Origin of the sequence: Paenibacillus sp. yr247 (assembly GCF_900103825.1) — a bacterium.
Lineage (GTDB): Bacteria > Bacillota > Bacilli > Paenibacillales > NBRC-103111 > Paenibacillus_E.
In genome coordinates, this window is sequence record NZ_FNIF01000002.1 from 311,492 (window position 1) to 336,951 (window position 25,460).

General features: G+C 44.9%; 21 protein-coding genes, 1 riboswitch and 1 other annotated feature. Of the genes, 7 read left to right on the top strand and 14 right to left on the bottom strand.

Going from position 1 to position 25,460, the window contains the following annotated elements:
* Window positions 1-2: 2 nt before the first annotated feature.
* From BLT91_RS33465 to BLT91_RS06130, 3 genes are all read right to left on the bottom strand, one after another.
* Window positions 3-656, bottom strand: coding sequence for a 3D domain-containing protein (locus BLT91_RS33465; protein WP_302847461.1), 654 nt, complete (start codon window positions 654-656; stop codon window positions 3-5).
* Between the two features lie 180 nt (window positions 657-836).
* On the bottom strand, window positions 837-2,771 hold the full coding sequence (thrS, locus tag BLT91_RS06125) for a threonine--tRNA ligase (RefSeq protein WP_090818148.1): 1,935 nt from the start codon (window positions 2,769-2,771) through the stop codon (window positions 837-839).
* A gap of 345 nt (window positions 2,772-3,116) precedes the next feature.
* Window positions 3,117-4,076: a putative sporulation protein YtxC gene (locus tag BLT91_RS06130; protein WP_090818151.1), complete on the bottom strand. Its 960-nt coding sequence runs from the start codon at window positions 4,074-4,076 to the stop codon at window positions 3,117-3,119.
* Window positions 4,077-4,254: 178 nt separating this feature from the next.
* On the opposite strand from BLT91_RS06130, the gene BLT91_RS06135 reads away from it, so the two are divergent.
* On the top strand, window positions 4,255-5,355 hold the full coding sequence (locus BLT91_RS06135; RefSeq protein WP_090818155.1) for a GGDEF domain-containing protein: 1,101 nt from the start codon (window positions 4,255-4,257) through the stop codon (window positions 5,353-5,355).
* Window positions 5,356-5,444: 89 nt separating this feature from the next.
* Here BLT91_RS06135 and mqnC read toward each other — a convergent pair whose 3' ends face one another.
* The 4 genes from mqnC to metA form a co-directional block, all read right to left on the bottom strand.
* Window positions 5,445-6,581 (bottom strand): cyclic dehypoxanthinyl futalosine synthase, encoded by a 1,137-nt coding sequence (gene mqnC / locus BLT91_RS06140; protein ID WP_090818158.1) that lies wholly within the window; start codon window positions 6,579-6,581, stop codon window positions 5,445-5,447.
* Between the two features lie 135 nt (window positions 6,582-6,716).
* The gene (locus tag BLT91_RS06145; protein WP_090818161.1) at window positions 6,717-7,889 is read right to left on the bottom strand and encodes a trans-sulfuration enzyme family protein; all 1,173 of its coding nucleotides are present in this window, start codon (window positions 7,887-7,889) and stop codon (window positions 6,717-6,719) included.
* The gene (locus BLT91_RS06150) at window positions 7,889-9,055 is read right to left on the bottom strand and encodes an aminotransferase class I/II-fold pyridoxal phosphate-dependent enzyme (protein WP_090819762.1); all 1,167 of its coding nucleotides are present in this window, start codon (window positions 9,053-9,055) and stop codon (window positions 7,889-7,891) included. Before BLT91_RS06150 ends, BLT91_RS06145 begins: the two co-directional genes overlap by 1 nt.
* 35 nt (window positions 9,056-9,090) lie before the next feature.
* Window positions 9,091-10,035, bottom strand: a complete 945-nt coding sequence (gene metA / locus BLT91_RS06155) for a homoserine O-acetyltransferase MetA (RefSeq protein ID WP_090818164.1) — start codon at window positions 10,033-10,035, stop codon at window positions 9,091-9,093.
* Window positions 10,036-10,137: 102 nt separating this feature from the next.
* A riboswitch (SAM riboswitch) is annotated at window positions 10,138-10,267 on the bottom strand.
* 179 nt (window positions 10,268-10,446) lie between these two features.
* Between metA and BLT91_RS06160 the strand changes: the two genes are divergently transcribed.
* Window positions 10,447-10,674 carry a hypothetical protein gene (locus BLT91_RS06160; protein ID WP_090818168.1) on the top strand — a complete coding sequence of 76 codons (228 nt, stop codon included), beginning with the start codon at window positions 10,447-10,449 and terminating at the stop codon, window positions 10,672-10,674.
* 306 nt (window positions 10,675-10,980) lie between these two features.
* Window positions 10,981-11,916 carry a magnesium/cobalt transporter CorA gene (gene corA / locus BLT91_RS06165; protein ID WP_090818171.1) on the top strand — a complete coding sequence of 312 codons (936 nt, stop codon included), beginning with the start codon at window positions 10,981-10,983 and terminating at the stop codon, window positions 11,914-11,916.
* Window positions 11,917-12,000: 84 nt separating this feature from the next.
* On the opposite strand, the gene tyrS is transcribed toward corA, so the two are convergent.
* A complete protein-coding gene (gene tyrS, locus BLT91_RS06170; protein ID WP_090819765.1) occupies window positions 12,001-13,257 on the bottom strand; it encodes a tyrosine--tRNA ligase in 1,257 nt (418 codons plus the stop codon).
* 53 nt (window positions 13,258-13,310) lie between these two features.
* Window positions 13,311-13,567 (bottom strand) — a binding site (T-box leader).
* A gap of 64 nt (window positions 13,568-13,631) precedes the next feature.
* Window positions 13,632-14,645: an HRDC domain-containing protein gene (locus BLT91_RS06175; RefSeq protein ID WP_090818174.1), complete on the bottom strand. Its 1,014-nt coding sequence runs from the start codon at window positions 14,643-14,645 to the stop codon at window positions 13,632-13,634.
* A 198-nt stretch (window positions 14,646-14,843) separates the two neighbouring features.
* Between BLT91_RS06175 and BLT91_RS06180 the strand changes: the two genes are divergently transcribed.
* Entirely contained in the window at window positions 14,844-15,137 is a 294-nt protein-coding gene (locus tag BLT91_RS06180) for a DUF3055 domain-containing protein (RefSeq protein WP_090818177.1), read from the top strand.
* Window positions 15,138-15,194: 57 nt separating this feature from the next.
* Window positions 15,195-15,512 carry a hypothetical protein gene (locus BLT91_RS06185; protein ID WP_175532116.1) on the top strand — a complete coding sequence of 106 codons (318 nt, stop codon included), beginning with the start codon at window positions 15,195-15,197 and terminating at the stop codon, window positions 15,510-15,512.
* A 74-nt stretch (window positions 15,513-15,586) separates the two neighbouring features.
* Here the strand turns inward: BLT91_RS06185 and BLT91_RS06190 are convergent, their stop codons facing one another.
* The gene (locus tag BLT91_RS06190) at window positions 15,587-17,071 is read right to left on the bottom strand and encodes a tagaturonate epimerase family protein (protein ID WP_090818180.1); all 1,485 of its coding nucleotides are present in this window, start codon (window positions 17,069-17,071) and stop codon (window positions 15,587-15,589) included.
* Between the two features lie 176 nt (window positions 17,072-17,247).
* Here BLT91_RS06190 and BLT91_RS06195 point away from each other — a divergent pair, with 176 nt between their 5' ends.
* Window positions 17,248-18,135, top strand: coding sequence for an AraC family transcriptional regulator (locus tag BLT91_RS06195; RefSeq protein WP_090818183.1), 888 nt, complete (start codon window positions 17,248-17,250; stop codon window positions 18,133-18,135).
* Window positions 18,136-18,163: 28 nt separating this feature from the next.
* Here the strand turns inward: BLT91_RS06195 and BLT91_RS06200 are convergent, their stop codons facing one another.
* The 4 genes from BLT91_RS06200 to BLT91_RS06215 form a co-directional block, all read right to left on the bottom strand.
* On the bottom strand, window positions 18,164-19,054 hold the full coding sequence (locus BLT91_RS06200) for a 5'-3' exonuclease (protein ID WP_090818186.1): 891 nt from the start codon (window positions 19,052-19,054) through the stop codon (window positions 18,164-18,166).
* A 119-nt stretch (window positions 19,055-19,173) separates the two neighbouring features.
* Entirely contained in the window at window positions 19,174-19,716 is a 543-nt protein-coding gene (ssuE, locus tag BLT91_RS06205; RefSeq protein WP_090818189.1) for an NADPH-dependent FMN reductase, read from the bottom strand.
* Window positions 19,717-19,825: 109 nt separating this feature from the next.
* Complete coding sequence (locus BLT91_RS06210; protein WP_175532117.1) at window positions 19,826-23,095, bottom strand: glycosyltransferase family 39 protein; 3,270 nt, start codon at window positions 23,093-23,095, stop codon at window positions 19,826-19,828.
* 82 nt (window positions 23,096-23,177) lie between these two features.
* Entirely contained in the window at window positions 23,178-23,405 is a 228-nt protein-coding gene (locus BLT91_RS06215) for a DUF7667 family protein (protein ID WP_090818195.1), read from the bottom strand.
* A 264-nt stretch (window positions 23,406-23,669) separates the two neighbouring features.
* Between BLT91_RS06215 and BLT91_RS06220 the strand changes: the two genes are divergently transcribed.
* Window positions 23,670-25,418 carry an alpha-glycosidase gene (locus BLT91_RS06220; protein ID WP_090819771.1) on the top strand — a complete coding sequence of 583 codons (1,749 nt, stop codon included), beginning with the start codon at window positions 23,670-23,672 and terminating at the stop codon, window positions 25,416-25,418.
* Window positions 25,419-25,460 lie beyond the last annotated feature (42 nt).

A 25,460-nucleotide genomic window follows, 5' to 3' on the forward strand; every position in this document is an offset into this window, starting at 1 on the left:
AGCTATAGCGCTTTGGTAGGTGCAATAATCTCATCCTTCAGTTGATTCCAAATGAGTTCTGTCACTTTGCCTTTCCCCTCTTTTACGATGAATACTTTAACTGTTTTCTTACCCCATTCTTTGTACACCTGATCCTTCGTATCGAAATACAAATCAATCTTCTTGCCTTTAATCGCACTGCCTGTATCTGCAACAACACCATAACCATACCCAGGAATGAACAAGACGGTTCCAAGCGGAAAAACGTTCGTGTCTGCTGCGATCGTTGATAAGGATTTATCATCCCGCTTTACTTTAATGCCTGAATATGTAATTCCATACTCAGGATGATCCGGATTCTTTCCTGTTGATTCCTTGCCTGCGAAATAACCGGTGGCTATCACTTCTACAGCCTTGAGCTTGGACAAATCCGAGTCTATTTTCGGAACGTAGCGATAATTGATTTGTTGTTGCTGTTCTTGAGCAGCCGGCAGCGAAACAGGCTCCGTTTTTCCCGGTTTATCCATTTGTTGCGGTGCCTGTATATGGGCGACGGTGTCTGCCGTTTTGTAGCTAACTTGGTTTCTTGTCTCTTGTCCGAAAAGCGCGATCAGAACATTTACGATCATCCATCCACTAAGCCATTTTGACTGAGTAATAAAATCAGTAAACATCATTTTGATACCTCCCCTACTATTGCAGGTTGTCCAGTTCTAAACACCTTTAAACCCCTGGATGCAGACTCACTGTTTAAAGTGTCCTAATTTAGCTGTCTTATTCATACCCAAATGACTAAATTTGAAAACAAAAAAGCAGAGAAGTGTTTCTTCTCTGCTTAATCTTTTTGGCTTATTAAATTATAGTTTTTTGTTGATTTCCTCGTTAATCATGCCAATAACTTGTTCAATCGGGTATGTTCCTAGATCCCCTTGACCACGTTTACGTATGGACAAACTTTCGCTTTTCACTTCGTTTTCTCCGACGACTAGCATATAAGGAATTTTCTCCAGCTGTGCTTCTCTAATCTTATAGCCTAGCTTCTCATTACGGTTATCAGATTCTACACGAATACCAGCAGCCATCAAACGCTCAGTCACCTGATTCGAGAACTCCTCGAATGCGGGAGATACTGGAATGACCTTGGCTTGAATCGGCATTAACCAAGTTGGCAAAGCGCCTGCGAAGTTCTCAAGCAAGAAGGCAGTCATACGCTCCATAGTACTGATAATTCCTCTGTGAATAACAACCGGACGATGCTTCTGGCCATCTTCCCCTGTGTATTCAAGCTGGAAGCGCTCAGGGAGCAAGAAATCAATTTGCGCTGTTGAAAGTGTTTCTTCTTTCTTGAGCGCTGTTTTGATTTGAACGTCAAGTTTAGGACCGTAGAAGGCAGCTTCACCTTCAGCCTCGTAGAAAGGAAGTCCTAACTCTTCAACAACCTCACGCAGCATGCGTTGGGAAGTTTCCCACATTTGATCATCTTGGAAATACTTTTCTGTATCCTTAGGATCCCGATAGGAAAGACGGAAACGGTAGTCTGTAATTCCAAAATCCGCATAAACCTGACGAATCAAGTTCACAACACGGGAGAACTCTTCTTTGATCTGATCCAAACGACAGAAAATATGGGCGTCATTCAGCGTCATGGCACGAACGCGGTGTAGACCAGTTAGTGCTCCTGACATCTCATAACGGTGCATAGTACCAAGTTCAGCAATCCGGATTGGTAAATCGCGGTAGCTGCGCATATCGCTCTTATATACCATCATGTGATGTGGACAGTTCATTGGACGCAGTACAAGTTCCTCATTGTCCATCACCATTTTTGGGAACATATCCTCGCTATAATGATCCCAGTGACCGGATGTTTTGTACAATTCAACATTAGCGAGAACTGGCGTGTAAACGTGTTGGTAACCCAAACGCTCCTCCAGGTCGACAATATAACGTTCCATTGTACGTCTTAATTTAGCTCCATTTGGCAACCAAAGTGGCAAACCTTGCCCAACCTCGCGTGAGAAAGCGAACATTTTAAGCTCTCTGCCCAGCTTACGGTGATCACGTTTCTTCGCTTCCTCCAAAAGATGCAAATGCTCATCCAATTGCGCTTTCTTAGGGAAAGCTGTTCCGTAAATCCGCTGCAGCATTTTGTTCTTCGCATCTCCGCGCCAGTAAGCACCAGCTACGCTTAATAATTTGAAAGCTTTAATTCGCCCAGTTGATGGTAGATGCGGTCCACGGCATAAATCAAAGAATTCACCTTGATCATAGATTGTCAGAACCGAGTCTTCCGGCAGATCACGAATCAATTCCAGCTTAAATGGATCTTCCATTTCAGTGAAAATACGAATCGCTTCCTCACGGGAAACAACGCGGCGAGTGATCGCCAGGTTCTCTCCGGAAATACGTTCCATTTCCTTCTCGATTTTCACCAAATCTTCCGGATTAAGCGGTGTCTCCAAATCGATATCATAGTAGAATCCATCTTCAATGACAGGTCCGATCCCTAATTTAACGGCTTTTTCGCCATAAATTCGTTTAATGGCTTGAGCCATTAAATGCGCAGTGCTGTGACGATACATCTCTAACCCTGCTTCACTATCGAGCGTCAGAATTTCAACGTCTGCATCATTTTCCAAAGAGTACGACAGATCAACCGATTTCCCGTTTACTTTGCCGCCAATCGCATTTTTCTTCAATCCGGATGAAATGGATTCCGCCACTTGTTCAATGGTCGTTCCAACCGCGTACTCTCTAACCGCGCCATCTGGTAATTTCACTTGTACAACCATTTTCGTTCCTCCTGTATGTTTTTTTTGAACGCAAAAAAGCACACTGCATCCCATAAGGGACGAGTGCGCTCAGCTCGTGGTTCCACCCTAGTTCGATTCGCTACATGCCCGCATGGGTAAGGCGAATCCTCATCAGCATTCGGTAACGGGAATGATTCCGGTCTTGTATACTATCAAACCTGCAAGTCAGGTTGAATTCCACAACACGGCTACAAAGGGGTAAACCATCTGATTCGCTGAAGGAGATTGCAGCCTAGTCTCCTCTCTCTGAGCAGTTCTTACAGAAAGTTCTTGTCTTTGATTTTAACGCCTTCGATATTATTATAATTGGCTCTTTACTCAAGGTCAAGGGGATAGTTGATCCTGTTTCTTGGCTTCACCCAAATAGATATCACATGTCCGACAATAGGAGCATACCGTTGTTCGATCCTCAAAGATTTGTCTAATCGTCTTGATGATCGTCATCTCGGGATCTCGTGTGTGAATATATATGTTAGCTGGAGAGACCGTAATCAGTGTGCTAACGATCATATCCTCGAAATTAATGTCTTTCTCAAGTACTTCTAGCTTAAATGTAGCATCAAATTCATTCGCGTCTATGAGCTCTAGCCGATCATTCAAAATAACAAATTCGTGCCCACCCTTATGTATAAGATGAACACCAGGGATTTTGGCTTCCTGAATATAGACAAAGTACTGCAAAAGTGAAATAAATTCCTGATATTGGCGATCCATCATAAATTCATCAATTGCATACTCCGCAATCTCTCGAAGCTCATCTGTGTATTCCTGCAAGCGAAATTTAAGAAAACCATCCAAGCTAAGACGAGAAGTTTCCTCCAATGAAAGCACAAGCTGCTCAGATAACACTTGTTTGCGGCGCAGCCTTCCAGAGCAGCCGCTCAAAATAGGCGAATCCTCAATCCCATTCTCATTGTACAAAGATTGCTTGCAGTACCCTTCAATCGCATCCAAATCATCTTTGGCTTCATATTTAAACTCTTTTATAATCAGATTTCGTAAAATAATCGACTCTTTATTCGCTATGATGTGGTCAGCCAAAACATTAGCAAGACTTTGCACCACATTCTTGCGGATTGCAGGAACTTCCTTTTCATTGATTGCCGTTTCAACACGAATAAAAGCATGTGTTTCATGCAAATCATATTGCGTAGTCAATCTACTTTCAACGATATGTAAAAGCCGCAGCTCACGTTCTACTTGAGCGCTTAGCGAACGTACATATGGTTCATCGACCTTCATCACCACAATTGCAAACAGTTCCATTGGCTCACTCCTTTCCATCGATACGTCCTCCTCTTAAGAGTATATGGTCGATAGGAATCAGATATACAACGAACAATTTGCCATTTCCTTTCAGTTTTCTTTATCAAATCTTTAAGGAAACTTATTCCAATCCCGCAGATATTCATGTTATTATACTTATAATAGTGCTTAAGTAGCATATTCGGAGTGGGTATCTATGCAAATTGACGCATACAATCAGCACAAAATGGACTGGAACCGGAAGTTACTTAATGCCTACTGGTTACTTGTTCTGATTCAACTGCCTTTTGAGTTTCTCTATTCCTTCTCAACAACGCAGGATTATTCATACATTGTCGACCGTCTTCTTATTCCTCTACTCATCATGATCCTCATCATGTTCTCACTCGAAATTACCAACAAACACTACAAGAAACTACTGGATTATCAAATCATTAGCGGCGGCGCCGTTTTATCGTTTACCATTATCTACTTCAATTATGATGTTAACATGGTTCCACTTTATATTTTTCTCCCTATTTTCGTATCGATCTTTTACTTTCAACGTTCCAAAATTATTTACTCTGTCGCCTTATCCCTTTTATCCATCTCGATTCTTTATGCTGTAAGGCTAAGTGTATTATCGGATTATACTCTGAGTGATCTTCTTACAATCGTACCGGTACTGGGTATTGTCTCCATCATAGCGTCAGGGATTAGGAAGCGCGGCGTAGAGATTTTGAACAATTTGAAAGCAACCACTGAACTTAAACAAGAATTGATGATCAAAAATATTATTATGGACAAGCTTTCCAAAACGGATGCTCTCACTGATCTGTACAATCATATCACCTTCCATGAGTACTTGGACGAACTCATCCAGCAAAATAAGTCAGGTCACTTCTGCATCCATGTCGCAGTACTCGACATCGACAATTTCAAAAAAGTGAATGATACCTACGGTCATAGAGCCGGTGACGCCGTCTTAAAGAATGTGAGCAGCACATTGAAAAACCTCGTAGGATTAAACGATTTTGTCGCTAGATATGGCGGAGAAGAATTCGCCATCATCTTCACAGAGAAGAGTACGGAAGAAGTATTCGATCTATTGGAACGTATTCGCTGGCAAATTTCCCAATCAAAATATGAGGAATTGAGTGGACATTCGGTGACCATTTCGATCGGGCTCTGCGAGTACCTCCCGGGCAATAGCAAAGAGTCCCTTTTCTCGGGCGCTGATCAATCGTTGTATACAGCTAAAATGACAGGTAAAAACAAGACGGTCATTCACACCGCCCCTCTTAAAGAAGCTAAATGAAGCGACTAGTCCTCAAACTTTTATAACAAAAAGCCTCTAAATCCACGAAAAAGTGGAATAGAGGCTTCTTATTATGGTATGGAAGCTATTTAGTTTTGCATCACGAAATCTTTATCGATTTTGATAGACTCGTCGTCAAACACACGCAAAGTCTGATACTTCGTATTCCGCTGCGCAGGAATTTTGCCTGCCTCACGGATAATTTGAAGCGTTGAGGTAACGTTGACTTTATGTGTAGTTCCCGCCGCGGAGACCACGTTCTCCTCGATCATGGTACTGCCAAAATCGTTACAACCGTAGCTCAAGGTTAGCTTACCTATCTCAGGTCCCATTGTTACCCAGGACGATTGAAAGTTAGGAACGTTATCTAGCATGATCCGGCTAATCGCCAGTGTCTTCAAATACTCCTCAGGTGTTACTTTATCTGCCTTCATGTTCGTGTTATCCGGTTGGAACGTCCACGGAATGAAAGCTAAGAAACCAGGGGTATTCAGTTTCTGCAGATGTACATCATCCTGCGCATCACGGATACGCAGCATGTGAAGCGCACGCTCTTCCATGGATTCACCAAATCCAATTACCATGGTACCTGTTGTGTGCATACCAATTTTGTGAGCGGTTTGCATGACGTCCATCCAATCGCGCCAAGAACCTTTAAGCTTACTAATTTTACGTCTAGTACGGTCATCTAGAATTTCTGCACCTCCACCAGGCAAAGAATCGAGTCCTGCTTCATGCAATTGACGGATTACTTCTTCTAATGATAAGCCATCTGAAACATCTTTCATTTTCATAATTTCAGCCGGTGAGAAGGAATGCATCGTAATGTCAAAACGTTTCTTAATCTCTCGAAGAATATTCGTGTAATAGCTGAATGGAAGATTCGGATTCGTTCCACCCTGCATGAGAATTTCGGTTCCATCAACATCCAGTGTCTCTTGAATCTTCTGGAAAATGGTTTCATCAGGCAATACATAACCTTCTGATGAACCCGGGGGACGATAAAACGCACAAAATCTGCAATAGACATCACAGATATTCGTATAGTTAATATTCCGCCCAATGACGAATGTGGTTATTGGATCGGGATGCCATTTCTTCATAATCTGGTTGGCGGTGTCGCCAATTTTCTCTATTTGATCGGATTCGAACAGCGTGATGCATTCCTCTACATCAATTCGTCCGCCTGATTGTGCTTTATATAAAATGCGATCGATCGGTTTCACAGCAACTCACTCCTTTAATTTCTGAAGGCTTGTATCCACTCATCGTAACATATTCACGCCAAAAAAGCAGCAAAATGCTGCTTTTCTAAAGGTGTATATCTTCTCAAATATGAATAATTTCCGATTACAAAGGTTCTAACCTTGAAGCGCTTGTTCTAAATCTTCAATAATATCTTCAATATCCTCAAGACCTACCGAATATCGTACAAGCCCGTCGGTAATGCCGCGCAATAAGCGAACTTCTTTTGGCATTGAAGCATGTGACATCATCGCCGGATAAGATAGGATGCTTTCAACTGCTCCCAAACTCACCGCTACGAGTGGAATGCGTACTTTGCTCAACAGTTTTTTCGCTTTCTCGCCTGAGCCTACATCGAACGAAACAACCGCTCCGTAACCTAAGGATTGCTTCTCATGAACGTATCTGCGAGGATGGTTCGGAAGTCCTGGATAGTATACAAATTCGATATCAGGTTGCTCGGATAGCCACTGTGCAAGTCTGCGAGCTCCTTTTTCGGACATCTCCATACGGGCTTTCAGGGTTTTCATACCACGGATCAACAGCCAAGAATCTTGAATTCCTAATACGTTCCCCATGCCATTCTGTATTTGTTTCATTCTGCGGCCTAGATTCTCGTTAGCAACTACTGCTAATCCAGCGAGAACGTCACTGTGTCCGCCAAGGAATTTCGTTGCACTATGCAGCACAATATCAATACCCAGCTCAATTGGGCGCTGATGGTACGGTGTCATAAATGTATTATCTAGCATCGTAAGCAAATCGTGCTCTTTGGCAAAAGCAGCTACTTCGCCAATATCCGTAATTCTGAGAGTTGGATTCGAGGGTGTCTCCATGAATACTGCTCTTGTGTTGGAACGCAGTGCCGCACGTACTTGGGCCATATCGGTCATATCAACGAACGTAGACTCAATGCCCATACGATTCATAATCGTTGTGAGCAAGCGGTAAGTGCCACCATACACATCTTCGGTACAAATGACATGATCTCCTTGTGACAAAAGCATCAAGGCCGATGAAATTGCAGCCATTCCTGAGGCGAACGCGAAGCCGCGCGTACCGCCCTCTAGTAAAGCTATGTAGTCTTCCAAAGCTTGGCGGGTTGGATTACCGGAACGCGTATAATCGTACTCCGGCGAAACTTCTAAGTCCGCTTGATGAAAGGTTGATGCTTGATACAAGGGCACGCTGGATGCCCCAGTGGCTTCATCGATCTCGCTGCCAAAATGAATGAGCTTCGTAGCGAATTTGCCATGCGGCTTGCGTTTGTCATTATGTGATTTGCTCATTACAGGGAATCTCCTTCTAATTCGGCTTGTGCCTTGCTAAGAGCGCTTGATAGATCAGCAATAAGGTCATCAATATGCTCGATGCCAACAGAGAAACGCAGAAGACGGTCATCCACACCGATTTGTTGACGAATTTCAAGCGGAATATCCGCATGGGTTTGCACAGCCGGATAGGTCATGAGTGATTCAACACCGCCTAAGCTTTCTGCAAAAGCAATGAGCTGGATGTGACGCAGTATCGGCTCAATCAGTCTGGCATCTTTCACCTTAAAGGAGAATATGCCCGTGTTCCCAGTCGACTGTTTGTTCTGAATCGCATAACCAGGGTGTGTTGAAAGCGACGGGTAAAAAACTTCATCAATTAACGGGTGTTCGAGCAAGAAGTTCGCAATCGCTGTTGCATTCTGCTCATGACGCTCCATGCGAAGCGCGAGCGTTTTCATTCCTCTCATAAGGAGCCAACTGTCTTGGGGCCCAAGCACCGCTCCTATGGAGTTGTGAAGGAAAGCCATCTGCTCCGAGAGCTCTTTGCCCTTGGTCACAATAAGACCAGCAAGCACGTCATTATGTCCGCCAAGGTACTTCGTGGCGCTATGGACGACAATATCGGCTCCGAGTTCAATAGGGCGTTGAAGATATGGCGTTAATAAGGTGTTATCGACAATTGACACGATACCCTTCTTACGGGCCCATGTACACACTAGCTCGATGTCTGTAATCATCATCAGCGGATTCGTCGGCGTCTCAATGACGAGTCCTTTCGTATTCGGCTGGTAAGCAGCTTCCAACCCGACTAAATCATTCGTATCTACATAAGTAGCAGTTACACCGAAACGCGACATAATTTTCTCGAGCAGACGGTACGTACCGCCATATAGATCTAAGGAAACAATTAGATGATCACCTTGGCTAAAGTAGGCAAAAATGGTTTGCAGCGCAGCCATCCCAGAGGAACAAGCAAAGCCCGCATCTCCCGATTCCAGTTGAGCAATGGCATCTTCAAGCACCTTACGTGTCGGACTTTTGGTACGTGCATAGTCAAATCCTGTGCTTTGTCCAAGCTTCGGATGACGGAAAGCAGTAGCTTGGTAGACCGGGAAGCTTACAGCTCCTGTAACAGGTTCTTGAATAGAGCCAATTTGGGCAAGACGACTTTCGATTTTCAACAAAGGGAGTTCCTCCTCATGGGTATGGTTTCGAATTACAATTGCGAACTTGCCATACTTTCGTTAATGTTAGCATTCAGTTCAAATGGCGTTTCTTGATACACATAGTAATTCAACCAATTGGAGAACAGCAGATTCGCATGAGCTCTCCAAGTATTATAAGGCTGTCTACTCGGATCATTATTTGGATAATAATTTTTGGGGATATCGATGGAAAGCCCTTTACCCACATCACGATCGTACTCCCATTTTAATGAACAAGCATCATACTCCGAATGTCCTGTTACGAAAATATGCTTCCCATCTCGTGTAGCGGCGATGTAGACACCGGAATCTTCGGATTCCGATAAGATCTCCAAGTCCGGACATTGTTCAATGTCTTCTCGTCTAACGTCGGTATGACGTGATTGTGGAACATTGAATACTTCATCAAAGCCGCGCAGCAGCTTCGTATTCGGCACCTCGACGGTGTGAGGAAATACACCAAAAATCTTATTATCCAGCGCAAATTTTCGCACACCGAAATGATGATACAAACCTGCTTGCGCTGCCCAGCAAATATGCAAGGTAGAAGTAACGTTTTGCTTGCTCCAGTTCAGGATTTGCGTCAATTCCTCCCAGTAAGTCACATCTTCAAATTCCATCTGTTCAACAGGAGCTCCCGTGATAATCATGCCGTCCAGCTTTTCATCTTTAATATCTTCAAACGTTTTATAGAACATTTCCAAATGCTCGACGGACGTATTCTTAGAAGTGTGGGTTTTCGGATGCAGAAGCACGAATTCCACCTGCAATGGCGTATTCCCGATTAAGCGCAGCAGCTGCGTCTCCGTCGTTTCTTTCGTTGGCATCAAATTCAGTAAAGCAATTCGAAGTGGACGTATATCCTGGTGATACGCGACGGACTCATCCATGGTGAAGATGTTCTCTTGGTTTAAAATTTCTTTGGCTGGCAGGTTGTCAGGAATCTTGATCGGCATCCTGTTCACTCCTTCTCTACAAGTTTTATTTGGGTAATAAATGCAAAAATGACCTTCTCTGGAATCAGAGAAAGGCCATGAAAAATCAAAGTCAATGTCCTTCTCTTATCTCCCAGATTCGCTATGATAAGCGTTTCCGCAAGAATTAGCACCGTGCATCCCTTTGACTTGCAAAGGTTTGTCGGTTGCCGGGTGTCATAGGGCTAGTCCCTCCACCTACTCTTGATAAGAAAATGAAACGTATGCGATTAAAATCATCATACTATAAATTCCACTAAAGTCAAGACGTTTACGGTTTGATAAAAGACCTCGAAACAAAGAAATTGCAATGGTTTGTCTCCTTATGATAAAATTGATACGAAATGTATCTAGTACGAACCACAAATTGAATAAACGGAAAAGAGGTCAATTATGTCACCCCAAACGTCGGATAGCTTCTCCGCTTTTGCTTCATTAAACCGCTACTTCGCCCTGATTGAAACCTCAAAACCAACAAAGCAACAAGCCGAGGATGCTGCCGCTCTTTTATGCCGAATCTATGGTGCAAAAAGTGAAGAAGAACTGCTGCAGCGCGGTGATCCTGAATTAATTGACATTTACAAAGAAATTAAAAGTAAGATCTTAAATGCCGCCATGTAATTTCATGGCGGTTATTTTTTTTACACCGACCAAGCCTTTTCCCCATATTGTATCTAAACAGCGATTACCCGTGTTTCGTCAAACTTTTTGGCTTGAAACAGGGTATATGAAGGGTTATACTAGACAAGTATAATTTGACACGGACGAAAAAGGGGGGCATACGTTTGGACGGAGAACCGAGGAGTAGCACCTGCAAAAATAGCAAACAATTTCATAGTGTAGGAATGCAGTCGGTTATTCCTTCATCCGGAGCCTCGCTCAATCGATGAACGTAACCGACTGATTCCATTCAAAGGGGTGGATCAGATGAAAACACGGTTGGTTCAGAATGGCATATTTACGGTTGTTGATGACGTGTCCGTCGCACTTACACCTCCAGAAAAAGGCTTTTATTGGATTGATGCAGGGATAGAGGATTTAGAACTTCTTCAGCCTTTGTTCCATCTCCATGATTTGGCCGTGGAGGATTGTTTAAGTGAAGAAGAACAGCGTCCTAAGATTGAAATCTACGATTCACATTATTTCATCGTTATTAATAGTATTCGATTCGACGATGAAGAGATTTTTCTTCGTGCACTAAATTTATTTCTTAGCAAACATGTCATTATTACGGTTACTAAGCAAAAAATTAATGAGCTTCGGGCTCTCAAACCATTTCTTTGGGAAGAGGAAGTTAACAGCGCCGATCGCTTTCTTTACCATCTAGTCGATCTTGTCGTCGATAATTATGTAGCGGTCGGTGACCGTATCGAGGCCAAGATTGAAAAGTTGGAAGAAGACATTCTGATGGCGACCAAGAAATCGCATTTGAATGAGATCATCGGGCTTCGTTCAGAGATTCTTTGGCTTAAAAAAGTACTTGTTCCTCAACGTGATGTGATTGGTACTCTTGGTAAAAAGGAACTGAGACTAATTGACCATCAACTGCAAAAATATTTTGGTGACATTTATGAGAATGCCGTAAAAATTGTGGATACGTTCGATACGCTGCGAGATCTCATGGGCAACTTACGAGAAGCCTATCAGTCTAGCCTAGCAAACCGAGCCAATGATATTATGCGCGTTTTTACCGCATTAACAACCATATTCATGCCTTTAACGTTCATTACCGGTGTGTTCGGGATGAATTTCGATAATATCCTCGGGCTTCGCGTGCCTCATGGGGATGAAATTGTATTGGCGTTCATGGGTGCTTTAGGCATCGCGATGTACGTGTTATTTCGTAAGAAAGAGTGGCTATAGGTCTCCAATTCATCATTTGAAAAGGGTGGGGGCTTTTTGAAGCAGTGAGCTGCTTTCAAGGAGCCCTTTTTCCTTTTCCCACATTTAGCTCAGTTTGATTTTAACGAATTTCCGTTTTCCCACCTGAATGATATCACCATCCTGCAGGGCAATCTGTTCACGGATATCCGTAATCTTCTTCTCATTAATTTTCACTGCACCTTGTTCCACACTTCGTCTTGCTTCACCATTGGAAACTTGCAGCTCTAGAGAAACAAGCAGCTTAATGATGGAGATGCATCCTTCTTCCAACCGGCCGATGCTGAGGTGAGTTTCTTCGATGTCATCCGGCAGAGCCCTCTTCTGAAACACGGCAGTGAAATGCTGCTCAGCCTCATTGGCCGCATGCACCCCGTGATACATTCGCACATATTCCTTAGCCAGTTTCATCTTCGCATCCCTTGGATGCACCGTGCCAGCTTCTAGCCCTTGTTTAAGCTTATGAAGTGATTCATTTGAAATGGTTGTTGTTAACTCGTAGTATTTGGACATGAGCGAATCCGAAATCGACATCGTTTTACCGAAAATATCATTCGGATGCTCATCGATACCGATGTAATTCCGTAAGCTTTTACTCATTTTCTGAACGCCATCCAGCCCTTCGAGCAGCGGCATGAGAATGGCCACTTGTCCCTCTTTCATCTCATAAGCTCCTTGGAGCGTTCGTCCCATCAAAATGTTGAAGGTCTGATCGGTTCCACCTAGCTCGATGTCAGTTTCGAGAGATACTGAATCGTAGCCTTGCATCAAAGGGTAGAAAAATTCATGAACATGAATGGGTAGATTCGCTGCGTATCTTTTAGCAAAATCGTCCCGTTCCAGCATGCGCGCAACCGTTACTTTACCTGCTAGCTTCAGAACATCATCGAATTTCAATGCGCCAAGCCATGTTGAATTGTAGTAAAAGGTGGTCTTGGTGAGATCTAATATTTTGGACAATTGCGTCTTATACGTTTGCGCATTATGCTGAACCTCCTCTTCTGACAGCTGCTTACGTGTTTCCTTCTTTCCGGTTGGATCACCGATACGCCCAGTGAAATCTCCAATAATGAGCTGAACCTCATGTCCCAAATCCTGAAATTGACGCAGCTTTTGCAAAACAACGGTGTGACCAATGTGAATATCTGGCGCGGATGGATCTAAGCCTAGCTTCACTTTTAGCGGATTTCCTGTGGCAACAGCCTGGATAATTTTCTGCTTGAGTGCTTCCTCAGGCACGATTTCGGCAGCACCACGCCTTATGATATGCAGTTGGCGTTCCACTTCTTGCCGCTGACCGTCAGTTAACTGATTCAACGTCATCATACAATCCCTCCTCATCGTGATAAAAACAAAAAAGACAACCTCATCGTCCACAAAGGGACGAGAAGATTGTCTCGCGGTACCACCCTAATTAAAGAGAAGGGTTCGCGGGTTCATTCGCAAAATTCTCTTTCACTTAGATATTTAACGACAATTGAATGCCGGGTTTAAGCTACTGATGCTCTAATGAACATGTTCCCTTAACCAACTCAGAACTGTAATTCGGAGCCATGCTTGCTTCGGTTTGCACCCCACACCGACTCTCTGCAGCAGCGGCATTTCTCCTACTTCGGGCATTGCCCATGTTCGTCATCGCTTTGATTGATATTTAGATTATTGATCATTTAATCACATAATCCTAATCCCTGTCAACACTAGCTTGCTGCTCGAGAAGCTAGACTCTCCTTCTCTCTGCGGAAACGCAAACGGAGCAAGCGCAGCCATTCATAGGCGCGGTCAAGCTCTTTGCCTTTGAGCTCCTCCGTGCCGATAATGCGCTGCAGCACCGGCTTCAGGTAGCGGTCGCCTTCGGATTCGAAGGCGTTCCACGCTTTAATTTGTTCTTCCTCCGTGACTGACGTAAGCTCCGCTTCCACGATCGGATCCATATCGTATCCATCTCTATCCAAATCTTCCACCCACAGCAGCAGTTCCCTGCGCGGCATCGTTAGAACAGCCTGAAGGTCCGCCAAGCTGCCTCCGCCTGCAACAATCTCAAGAAGCTTTCGCTTGCTGACCTCACGGTCAAGCTCCATGCGCAGCTTCTGTTCCTTCTGGGCAAGGAGCCATGCCTCAAACTTGGCGGTGTCGACACTTTTTGCGACCCAATCTAACGGAAAGCTGTTCGTCCGTGTACACTCAGCGGTGAGACCCAGCACATCAGCCGCGTACATCGTCGTCTTCTGCTCGCCAAAGCCAGGAATTTGCTGCAGTTCTTCCTTACTCCGGGGCAGAAACACAGAGATCATCCGCAGTACACGGTTCGTCGCGAGAATATATGGCGCTTTCCCTTCACGGGCAGCTTGTTCACGCCTCCAAGCACGGAGCGTTTCAAACACTTCCTCACTTGGGTTTTCTTCGCAGTAGTAAGTAAGCATCTGTGTCATTCTTGCTTTGCCTGATAATCCTTGCGCTGATTCCAAATCCGTACTAACTAACGGACGGAAACCAGAGCGAACCTTGTCCCGCAGCCCCTGACGGAACGCACTCAACATCTCGTCCCAGCTCAGGCCTTGGTACCATTGAATCTGCTGTAGTTTGCCAACACTATCCGGCTCACTCCAAAAGACGTTCCAGATGCCTTGTTCTTCACCAATCGACACTTGAGCCGATGTAACGCGATGATCCCCCGCTTCTTTCTCCAATGTGTTTAGAAATACAATGTTCATGCCATCTCCTCCAGACGGTAACCGAAAATAGTTTCAGAAAAACGAAAAAGCACCCATTCAGCTTGTTAGCCGAAAAGGTGCTTCCTTTTTCTAATATCCAAATCATACCATGTTTGTCAGATAGACGCAAGATATTTTGTTGACGAGCCTATTTCGGTTATAATGAACTACATACTAGAAAGAGAATGGAGGGCCCTCATGTCTGATTATGATTTTTTATACGACCATCAGGAAGAAACAACAACGCGTTTCGTTTGTTTCGTAGGCCATGCACTGCACCGCTTTGACCTGGCCATTATGACAACTACCCGTTATTTCGGTAAAAAGCTTGTTATTGATTTGCAATCAGGACGCAGCGCTGTTATCGGTCCAGATGATCTGGCAGAAGAAGGATATCTGGAATATGTTTTTAAAATAAATGAGGAACAAGCACAAGAACTTAATGATTTCTTGTCTCAAATCATCGGTTCCATTCATTTTACGGATATTTAATCAAGTCGCAGGGGACACTGGAAAAAGCATTAACAACCAGATGAGGAGGCTCTTTCCATGAGTAGTGAATCCCCGAATAACGAGAATATACACAAAAAAGGCTTTATTCCTGAAGACCGAGACGCGTACACCGATTTGGAGACGGTCGAGTCCCAGCGCAATGACTTAATTCCGGAGGAATTTCCAGAGGGTCCTTATGGCACAAGCCTAAATACAGAATCATTAGGAAAGAGTTCACCATGGCGGGAGGATCAGCGCCCGCCTAATCCATTCTCTTACGAGAATCGGGAGCTGCATGAAGGTATTAAGCGAGACTATCCGGGTGAAGACGATTATCAGAACGAACCTACGAATGAAGAAAACGCGTCTAAATGAAAACCATGGATACATCTCTTATTAGCTGCCTAACAAAAAGCCGACCTCCTTAATCTGGAGGTCGGCTCTATTATTTATTTACCAAGCAATTCTAAATGTCTGCCAATATGATAGCGGAGACCTTCTGCGAAGGTGTCTTCTTGTTCTTCCAGCGTTTGGAAAAATTCGTCCGCGAATTGTTTACTGCCATCGGCATTCTTCGCTTGTAGGAGCAAACCATACGTGATGTGCAGCAGCTGGCGGGCATTATTTTCGTCCATATAATCCGGCAACCCAGCATCCGTCGATTCTGCAAGGGGAACGATGGCCCCAATGTCTGTCGTAACATGATAGTAAGCGGTTGCTTCGGCAAAATGCTCAAGCGCATATTGATGCATGCGACGGTACAGAGAAGGATTAACCTTCGCTACGACACGTACTGCTTCGAGCCAGTTCGTACCAGCCGTTTTGATATGGAAAAGGCCGTTCGTATATTGCCCAATGAGCGGGAATACGCTGAATTTGTCACTGCCGGAATGAATGCTCAGCTTGTATTCAAAATGAACAGCAATCGCCGCATGGCTGGCTAATTCAAGTTCAAATTGAGTGATATCGCCGATATAGTCAATTCCCTTCTGGAATTCCCCGCAGAAACGCGGCGCCATACTGAAGATCGAAACCCCACGGTCGTGAAGCTCGTTAGCCACCAAGTAGTGCGCTTCAGGTGAAGTTGGCGTAGCCGTTTCATCTATGGAGATTTCAAAATCGACAGCACGATCTAACGTCGCGATATACTTACGGAAAATAGCTTCCATGAAATTAATTGCTGCGTCGTAGATTAGGACATCTTTCTGTAGAGCTTGACGTGTATAGTATAGCGTTGCTCCAGGAACATTAGCTGCTGTCTCTAGGTAACGATTTTCATAATGATTCCGTAAACGAGCTGGCAGCTGTTCATATTGGGCAGCGATTTCTGCTTCGGACAACGATTCGATCGTATTGTTGATATTCTCTGAGCAATCGAGTGTCAACATCGTAAAACCAAGACGCAGCGCGTACTTGATGTCTTCTTCTTTCTTCAAATGGTCGCCGTCTGCGCCATATCCATCTTTATAGCCTTCTTGGAAGACTGCATAAGCAGCAGCATCCAACACGTCCTCATAAGTACGGCCTGTAAGCGCGAGCTCACGAATGCTCTGCTGTGCTAATACAGGACGGATGTCTTTGCCGCGAATTGTTTGAATATGTCCAGGGCCTGCAATCCCAAGTCGATCACCAAGACCCATTGTAGCTACTTGCGTACCGAATGCCTGCGGTGCCGTATAAGGAAGAAATTGGTTAAGTGTCAGACGATTTTCGTGTGATAGAGGAGCCACTTTGCCACCGTCAACGACTTCCCCATTTAATTGGTTGTAAAGATCGCCTTCACCTACAGCGATTAGCTTCTTCCCTGCTTCCGTTCGAACCAAAAGAAGGGATATGCTTCCTACTTGTGTGAAAGATGACGCATACACTTTAACAGCAGGTGAAGAGAACGTAGATAAATTTCCTGATTTGATGGCTTCGATAAGCTGTTTCATTGTGTGAATCCTCCCTTATTTGCAAGCGTTTACTGATATCATATAGATGTATCATATCGCAAGTAAGGAGAGTTTTCTCTTCATCTATTCCTATTTTCAGTTAAAACTATTCATATTTTTTACTGAAATCATGCTATACTTCATTTACATTATTTAGAACAAAAGGAGTCCTAACTATGCCGCTTTCTGTCACCTTCGGCAATGAAGATGAAGGCCCTTTCTATATTCAACATATTCATCGTTCCGGCCCATTCGAGAGGACTCAGCACATGCATGACATGTATGAGCTCTATTATTTGTACGAAGGTGAACGCATGTATTTCATTCGTGATCGCTCGTATCTCATTCTTCCAGGAGATTTGGTACTCATTAATCGACGTGATCTTCATGCCACTTCCGATTCAGACAAATTAGGGCATGCTCAGATCGTCATTAACTTCAGCGACAGCTTCTTGGAGAGCATGAAAGAGGATGCGCCCTTCCTTCTCGATGCCTTCACTCATGCTACACCCGTTCTACGGCTGGATCTGCCTACTCGGCGATTGGTGGAGGACATTCTTGGCAAGTTGATGCATGAGGCGAAGGAACCCCTGCTTGGTCAATTCTTCGCCCTACGGCAATATTTGATCGAGCTGCTGCTATTCACTGCACGCTACGTCCGAATGCATCCCGTCACATCTCCCGAACACGTCTCTCCTCTCCATCGGAAAATATCCATTATCGTGCGATTTATCAATACCCATTTTGCTGAGCCCTTGCGTTTAGAAGAGTTAGCAGAGAAATTCGAAATTAGTCCGGCTTATCTAAGCCGAATGTTCAAAGAAATCACCGGATTTTCACTCGTTGAATATGTGAATCTCGTTCGTGTTCAAGAAGCACAAAGTCTGCTGACCCATTCCAGATTGAAAGTTATTTTGATCGCTGAACAGGTAGGCTTCGGCTCGTTGGTACAGTTCGGGCGTGTCTTTCGTCAAATTACCAAAACGACGCCTCTTCGCTATCGACAGTCTGCGGCGGCAAAATTTACGCCTCCACGAGAAAATGAAAAGGGACAGGGCTCATAAATTCGCGCCCTGTCCCTTTCCTATTTGTTTAACCAATTAATCTCATCAAACCTTTGAATTCCAATTCCTCGAACTTGCTGATGACCTTCTCACGCTCCATCGACCATCCGCATTCCTCAAGCGCACAAGCGACAGGTGCATCCAAACGAATCGTAGCCAAATCACGGGATAAATGCAGCATATCGATCTCAGCTTCAATTTTAGCGCGAACCCCTTTCGGCAGTGCCGCTAAATTTTCCAAAATCCCGGCGATGTCCTGGTATTCAATTAGCAATTTGGTCGCAGTTTTCTCGCCAATTCCTTTTACGCCTGGGTAATTATCCGCTGTATCTCCTGTTAATCCCTTCAGATCGATAATCTGTGCAGGCGTCAGACTTTTCTCTTCCATCAAAGTGTCCAGCGTATAGACCATATAGTTGGATTGACCTTTTTTCATAATAATAACTTCTGTATTCTCACCCACTAGCTGAAGCATATCATGATCACCTGTGAGAATCTGGACCTTAGTAGATGGACTATATGTACGCGCAAGTGTACCGATGCAATCATCCGCTTCGTAACCGATGACACCCACATTAGGAATGTTGAAGCTAGCCGTCACTTCTTTCACTAAGTCAAACTGAGGAATCAACTCTTCTGGAGCAGGCCCCCGATTCGCTTTGTAGGCATCAAATTTCTCCGTACGAAATGTTTTACTTCCCATATCCCAGCAGCATATTACATGCGTAGGCTTAAAAGTTCCAATTGCATCGAGCAGATATTTGAGAAAGCCATAAACCCCATTCACCGGCATGCCGGTACTTGTTCTCATAATGTAACCGCCAGAAGAGGTGGCATAGTAACCACGAAATAATAAAGCCATGCCATCGACAATCAGCACAGATTCAGAAGTTGTTTCGGACAAAATAATCGCTCCCATTCTATGTATCATAACGTATAAGTTCTATGAGTAGTATAGCATGGGAGCGGCTGGTCAGCACACAAAAAACCGCCACTAGTAAAAGGTACCAGCAGCGGTTCTCCATCTTCTATTCCTATTTAGCGGCTCGTATGCCACTTAATTTCTTGAATAAATTCCGTTATAGATTCTTGCAGACGCGTTGAAATCTCTTCATCCAGGATCGCTTGTCCTTGGTCTCCCCACGTCACTTGCTTATCAAGCACGTAGACCCCTTGCAAAATGTTTTGCGCACCTAATGCAGATAACACAGGCTTGAGCGCGTAATCAATAGCGAGTAAGTGCGAAATCGTACCTCCTACGGCAAGTGGAAGCACAATTTTGCGCTCGAGTCCTTTTTGCGGGAGCAGGTCGAGGAATGCTTTCAACACTCCTGTATAAGAGGCTTTATACACCGGAGTTGCCACGAATACCGCATCAGCCCCAGCAACATGCGCGTTCGCTTTCACAATGGCTTCGCTGTCAAACTTGGCATATAACAAGTCCTCTGCCGGAATATCGCGAACCTTAATCCACTCTACCTCCAAGCCCGCTTGCAATAGTGCACTCTTAGCTACTTCGATAACGCCATGTAATCGTGATGTGGGTGTTGGACTTCCTGAGATAATAACAACTTTAGCCATGTGGTTCACTCTCCATTTGGGTTAGGATGAAAAAAAGACTCCGCTTCCTTTGTTCTATACATTGCGGGAGTCTCCTGCTGTTCGGTCGACTTCTTTTAATTCATAGTAATTAAAAGAAATTCCAACCCGGCAGCCACCGTAGGAAGAAGGAATATCGAGATGGAATGATCATCCCTGAAAGAATCGGATAGAAAATGGCAAAGAGAGCAAAGACGGCGAATAAATATCCGTAAACCCATCTTTTCTTATGAAGCGGACCCTCTTCCAAATACTCTTTGATGTAATAAGTTAAGATCAGTACGAGGAATGGCACCATCGCAAAATAGTGATAAATAAAGGTGAGCCTTGGCACTAAGATCCACGGTAAATACTGAGAGCAATAAGCGATCAGCAGCATCCGCAGCTTCTTATCCTTACGTTTAAATACCAAATAGAACGAGAATAGGACTGCGATGAACCCCGGCCACCAAACAAGCGGATTGCCGAAAGAGATGATGCTCGAAAGCGTACCTTGCGGCATAAGCTTAGCTTGATAGTACCATATCGGACGGAGCATCATCGGCCACTCCCACCATGGGGATGAGAAGGGATGCGTGGCTACTAGATCTTTGTGATATTTGTACATATGAACCTGATAGGTGACAACATCTTTCAGACTGTGTCCCGGTCCGGGAACCATCATGAATGGGATATAGGATAACATATAGACGCCTAAGGGTACGATTACAAACATGAGTACGCACCACAGTAAAGTGAGCAAAGTATTTCTTACGAATAGCTTTTGCACAAGCTGTAGCCTGGTTCTCTCCGTTTCTGTCAGTGAAAGCTGAACAGCTTCAGCTTCTGCCGGAGTAGCAGAGAGCTGTTTAGACACAGGCTCATCGATATATATATGATTAGTTCCTTCAAAGATCTGGACTGATGAGCTTTCCTGACTATCCGCCTCGCGCAGCACATGGCGTGCGAATCTATATTCGCTGAATCGCTCCAAGAGAGATAAAAGCAGCAGTACCGCAAGTCCAGCACCCCCATAGATAACGATCCACTTGGAAGCAGCTCCAATCCCGAAGAAAAGACCTGACAGTCCTAAAGGGATCAATGTGGCCCAAAGCTTTTCCCTGTAAAAACTAAGCGTTGTGTAACGATATATGAAATAGAACATAAGCATAATAAAAAATACACCGTAGACATCTATTGTCGCTATTCGCGTCTGCGCAAAGTGCATGAAATCAAAGGTAAGCAGAAAAGCAGCAATAAAAGCATACTCCGAACGGCCAAACATTCGCTTTGCGAACACATACATGATTGGAATCATGCCGACACCGAACAGTGTTCCGATAATTCTCCAGCCAAAAGGATTTAATCCAAACACATAAATGCCGATGGCCATTAGTATTTTACCAAGAGGCGGATGCGTGCTTTCATAGGGCTCTATTTGGTGAATATGCTCATAGGCGGTTCTTGCATGGTAGATCTCATCAAAGTAAGACCCGTTCATAAACGTAGGCGTGTACGGTACTACGCTGGATTCATCGAATAAATTAGCTGTTTTACCTTCATCAGCAGGGTTTACATTTTGCTCTGTGACCCCCGTAATCGGCAAGATAGCTGTGCTGCCATCCCCGAAAATGCCAATTTCATGAAGATGAAGCGCCGCTCCTTCCTGCGCATCAATGACTATTTTAACGTAACGCGCGTCTTTCATAGGTTCTACCGTGTTCCATGTGAACACCTTGGTGTGGTCGGATTTCACAGCTATTTGATCCTGCCACTGCTTGCCGTCGAGTGAAAACCAGAAGGAATAAGACCCTTCACCCACACCTGCAAAGCTGTTAATTCTCGTAATGTTATGCGGACCGCCTAGGTCGGCAATGACCGTTTCTCCTGCGTTTGTTGGCTTCCAGAACGTAGTAGGAGCCTTATGGCCACCTAGATGAAATAAAGCAATTATGGTGTAGATCACCACCAAAACACCGAGATAAAGCACATCCTTTTTCGAGAAAAAACGACCCCTCGCGCTTCTTTCTATCATGTCCTCGCTCGGTTTAAAAATCGCATTCCATCGTTCGGATGCTTTGTGATTTTTTTGCTTTGCTCTATGTGGAACTGGATTCTCCACTTTCTTTTCTTGTTGTGATTCCACGAAAAGCCTCCATCCCAATATACATGCATAGGCAAACATTATAACATTGATGGCCGAAACAACTAGCATCAAAGGATCGTATCGCGGAATATGATAGTCCTGATGAAAACTGCGCATGAGCACATCGGCAATATTGATAAAATGAGTCAAGCTAAAACCAAAAAAGAGGCCAAGAATGCGGCGATCCTTTATATAAATGAAACTAGTAAGAACCAGTAATAATCCATAATGCAAATAGCGCTCATGCATTTTGGTCATACACATAAAAACAGCCGTTATAAATAAGAATGCTACATATAGTAAGGCGCCACGCTGACCTCTGCTGCGAATATATAAATAGCATACATAAACGATGGTTAGGGGCAAAAGCACCCATCCCATCCATTGGTAAGAGATGTGCAGAACACTACTTTTCATATCGATAAAATTGCCGCCCAAAAGTGCCATCAGATTGAACGCGTTCAGCGAGGCATAGGGGTAAGAGGCTAAAGTTCCCGAGTATAGCACTATCAACCAACCATATCCTCTGCCAACGGCAAAAGGCAGCGAAACCACCGCGATCGTAGCGACTCCGCTTAGAACACTTAGTAACCAAACCATCATGTTGCGCTTTCTTATAACATCAATGAGCAGAAAAATGCCGAAAAGAAGAGCCTGTGGTTTAAGAAGAAGGGCTAGCGCTATAAAAACCGAGGCCTGAGGTAGCTTCCCCCGCTGTTGTAGTAACAAAGTTGCAAGAATAAACAACATAAAAAACGAATCAATCTGTCCCCATATAGCAGAGTTCGACCAGATCGCAGGATTAAATGCAAACAGTGCAGCAATCGCAACCGCTTGCATCCATGTACTTGCTCCGCCTCTCGCACTAACCGCTAGACGATACAAAAGGTAAACCGTTATGATGTCGGCCAAAATGGCAGGAAGCTTAAGAAGTAAAAGTGACTCCGCACTTTCCCAAGGAATCGAAAGCTTGTGATGCAGCAAACCAATGAGATACAGGACATACATATACCCGGGCGGATAGTCGAGAAAGTATTCTTTGGCGTTCGTATACATACCGGTTAAGCCTACCGAATATGCGCGGTCTGCCCAGGCGAGGAACGTTCGTACGTCGATATCATAGCCAACCCAAATGGGCGCTAGATACAGTCTTAATAATAGCGCTGTCAATAGCAGTAGACCCACAAGAAAGAATTTATGGGGTGCGCCCCCCAGTTGCTTGAACCAGCTTACCATGTGACATCTCCTTAGAGTTAAACTATTACTATTATACTCGTCCACTCCCTTGCAGAAAAGGAAAAAAGCACTGACCGATAGGTCAGTGCTTGGGTTCAAGCTTTTCGATGCGCTCGCATATTTCATGCAACCAATCATAGTCCCCTGTTAACGATGCGCAAAGCGATAAATTTTCCAACTTTAATCGATTCCATACATATGTCGCGTTAGCTTCCATACACAGCATTAACTCATCCTGCTCTGCTCGTGTCAACTCTCGCGCTCTGCGTAATGTCCATAACTCCGCCATACGTTGATGAACGGCCAACATGGTTCAAATGCCCTCCTGCTAGTTAAGTGGCTAACATTATGCAGTATAGTCAAAGATGGGGTCAGATAGTCAGCAGTTCTAGATGTGGCTTGAACAATTTATATGAAGAAATTGTTTACTAACTGGGTATGTTTTCTTATAATGAAGGTAAATTAAAGGCAATGCCTGACAGGTACAACCTCGGAATCGCATTTACGACCGAAGGCATGTACCTGTTTTTTGTGTTCGCTATTGAACGACAGAGAGGGGACTGGAAGCATGTCCATGGTTATCGAGGCAGTCTATCACCGCCCGAAAATGAATTGGGCCTATGCCTACGATGGCAAAACGGTTCATTTAAGAATACGTACGAAACGAGGGGATGTAAAAAAGGTTTTCGCTTATGCGGGAGACAAATATGCCTGGGAACGCACCTCCGAATATGTAAAAATGACCATTTTAACCCGTGATGCGTTATTTGATTATTGGGAAGTAGCGATACAGCCGCCATTCCGCCGTTTGCGCTATGGCTTTAAGCTGCAATCCGGCAAGGAGCAGCTTTGGCTCACCGAGCAAGGTTTTCACAAAAAGGAGCCTAGCGATTCTGCCGGGATGTTTGAGTATCCATTTTTGAACCCAGCCGATATTCTCACGCCTCCGGCTTGGGTGAAGGATGCTGTTTTCTATCAAATTTTTCCTGAACGATTTGCAAATGGCGATCCTTCTATCGATCCTGCGAATGTGGAACCATGGGGTGGAAAACCCACGACAACCAATTTTTTTGGCGGAGATTTACTGGGTGTGATTCAGCATCTCGATCATCTCACTCAGCTTGGGATTACTGCGATTTATTTCACACCGCTTTTTGAAGCGACAACGAATCATAAATATGACACTCGGGATTATCTAAAGGTTGATTCCCAGTTCGGAACGAATGAAATATTAAAGCAGTTAGTGGATGAATGCCACAAACGGGGAATCCGCGTCCTGCTTGATGCCGTGTTCAATCATTGCGGGGAAACATTTCCTCCATTCGTCGATGTCATGGAAAAGGGGGCCGCTTCTCCCTACTCGGATTGGTTCCATGTGAAAGATTGGACACTCCGTACACAGGATGGCATTCCGACTTATGAAACGTTCGCATTTGAACCAATCATGCCAAAGCTGAACACAGAGAATGCCGAGGTCAAGGCCTACTTGCTGGAGGTCGCAGAATTCTGGATTAAAGATATCGGAATTGACGGCTGGCGTCTGGATGTTGCCAACGAGGTTGATCACCGCTTCTGGCGCTTGTTCCACGATAAGGTGAAGTGCATAAACCCCGAGGCTTATATTCTCGGTGAAATCTGGCATGATTCGATGATGTGGCTGCAAGGCGATCAATTCGACGCGGTTATGAACTACCCGTTCACGAACGCGGTGCTCGACTTCGTGACTACGGGCAAACTCGACGGTGCCGGCTTCGCGCATGCCGTGGGATCGCTGCTGGCAAGCTATCCGCAGCAAGCGAACGAGTCTGCGTTTAATTTGCTCGACAGCCACGATACTCCTCGCCTGCTGAATCAGTGTGGCGAGGACAAACGCCGCATGAAGCTGGCTGCGCTGCTTCAGTTCACTTTCCCCGGGACGCCGTGTATTTATTACGGCGATGAGGTGGGCATGAGCGGCGGCGTGGATCCCGATTGCCGCCTCTGTATGGAGTGGGACGCGTCCTTGCAGGACCGCGACCTGTTCGAATTCTACCGCGGGCTCATCACCCTGCGGAAAAGATATGAAGCGCTGCGCACTGGCGCCTTGCGCTTCCTGTATGCCAAGCCGGGCGATGCGCGGCTTGTGCTAGAGCGCGTTAACGAGAATGAGCATCTGCTCATTTTCGTTAACGCAAGCCGACGCTCGGCGCAGCTGAGCGTCAAGCTGCACAGCGAGCGCAGCTGGCGCGATGCGCTCGGCGGCGAAGCCACGGCGTCGCCGGTCGGCGGGAAGCTTCAGGTGAAGCTTCCGCCGTACGGCTTCGCCGTGCTGCGCGCGGAGTAGGCACGGCTGGCATATCCAATTCCCTGGATATGCGGCGGTTTC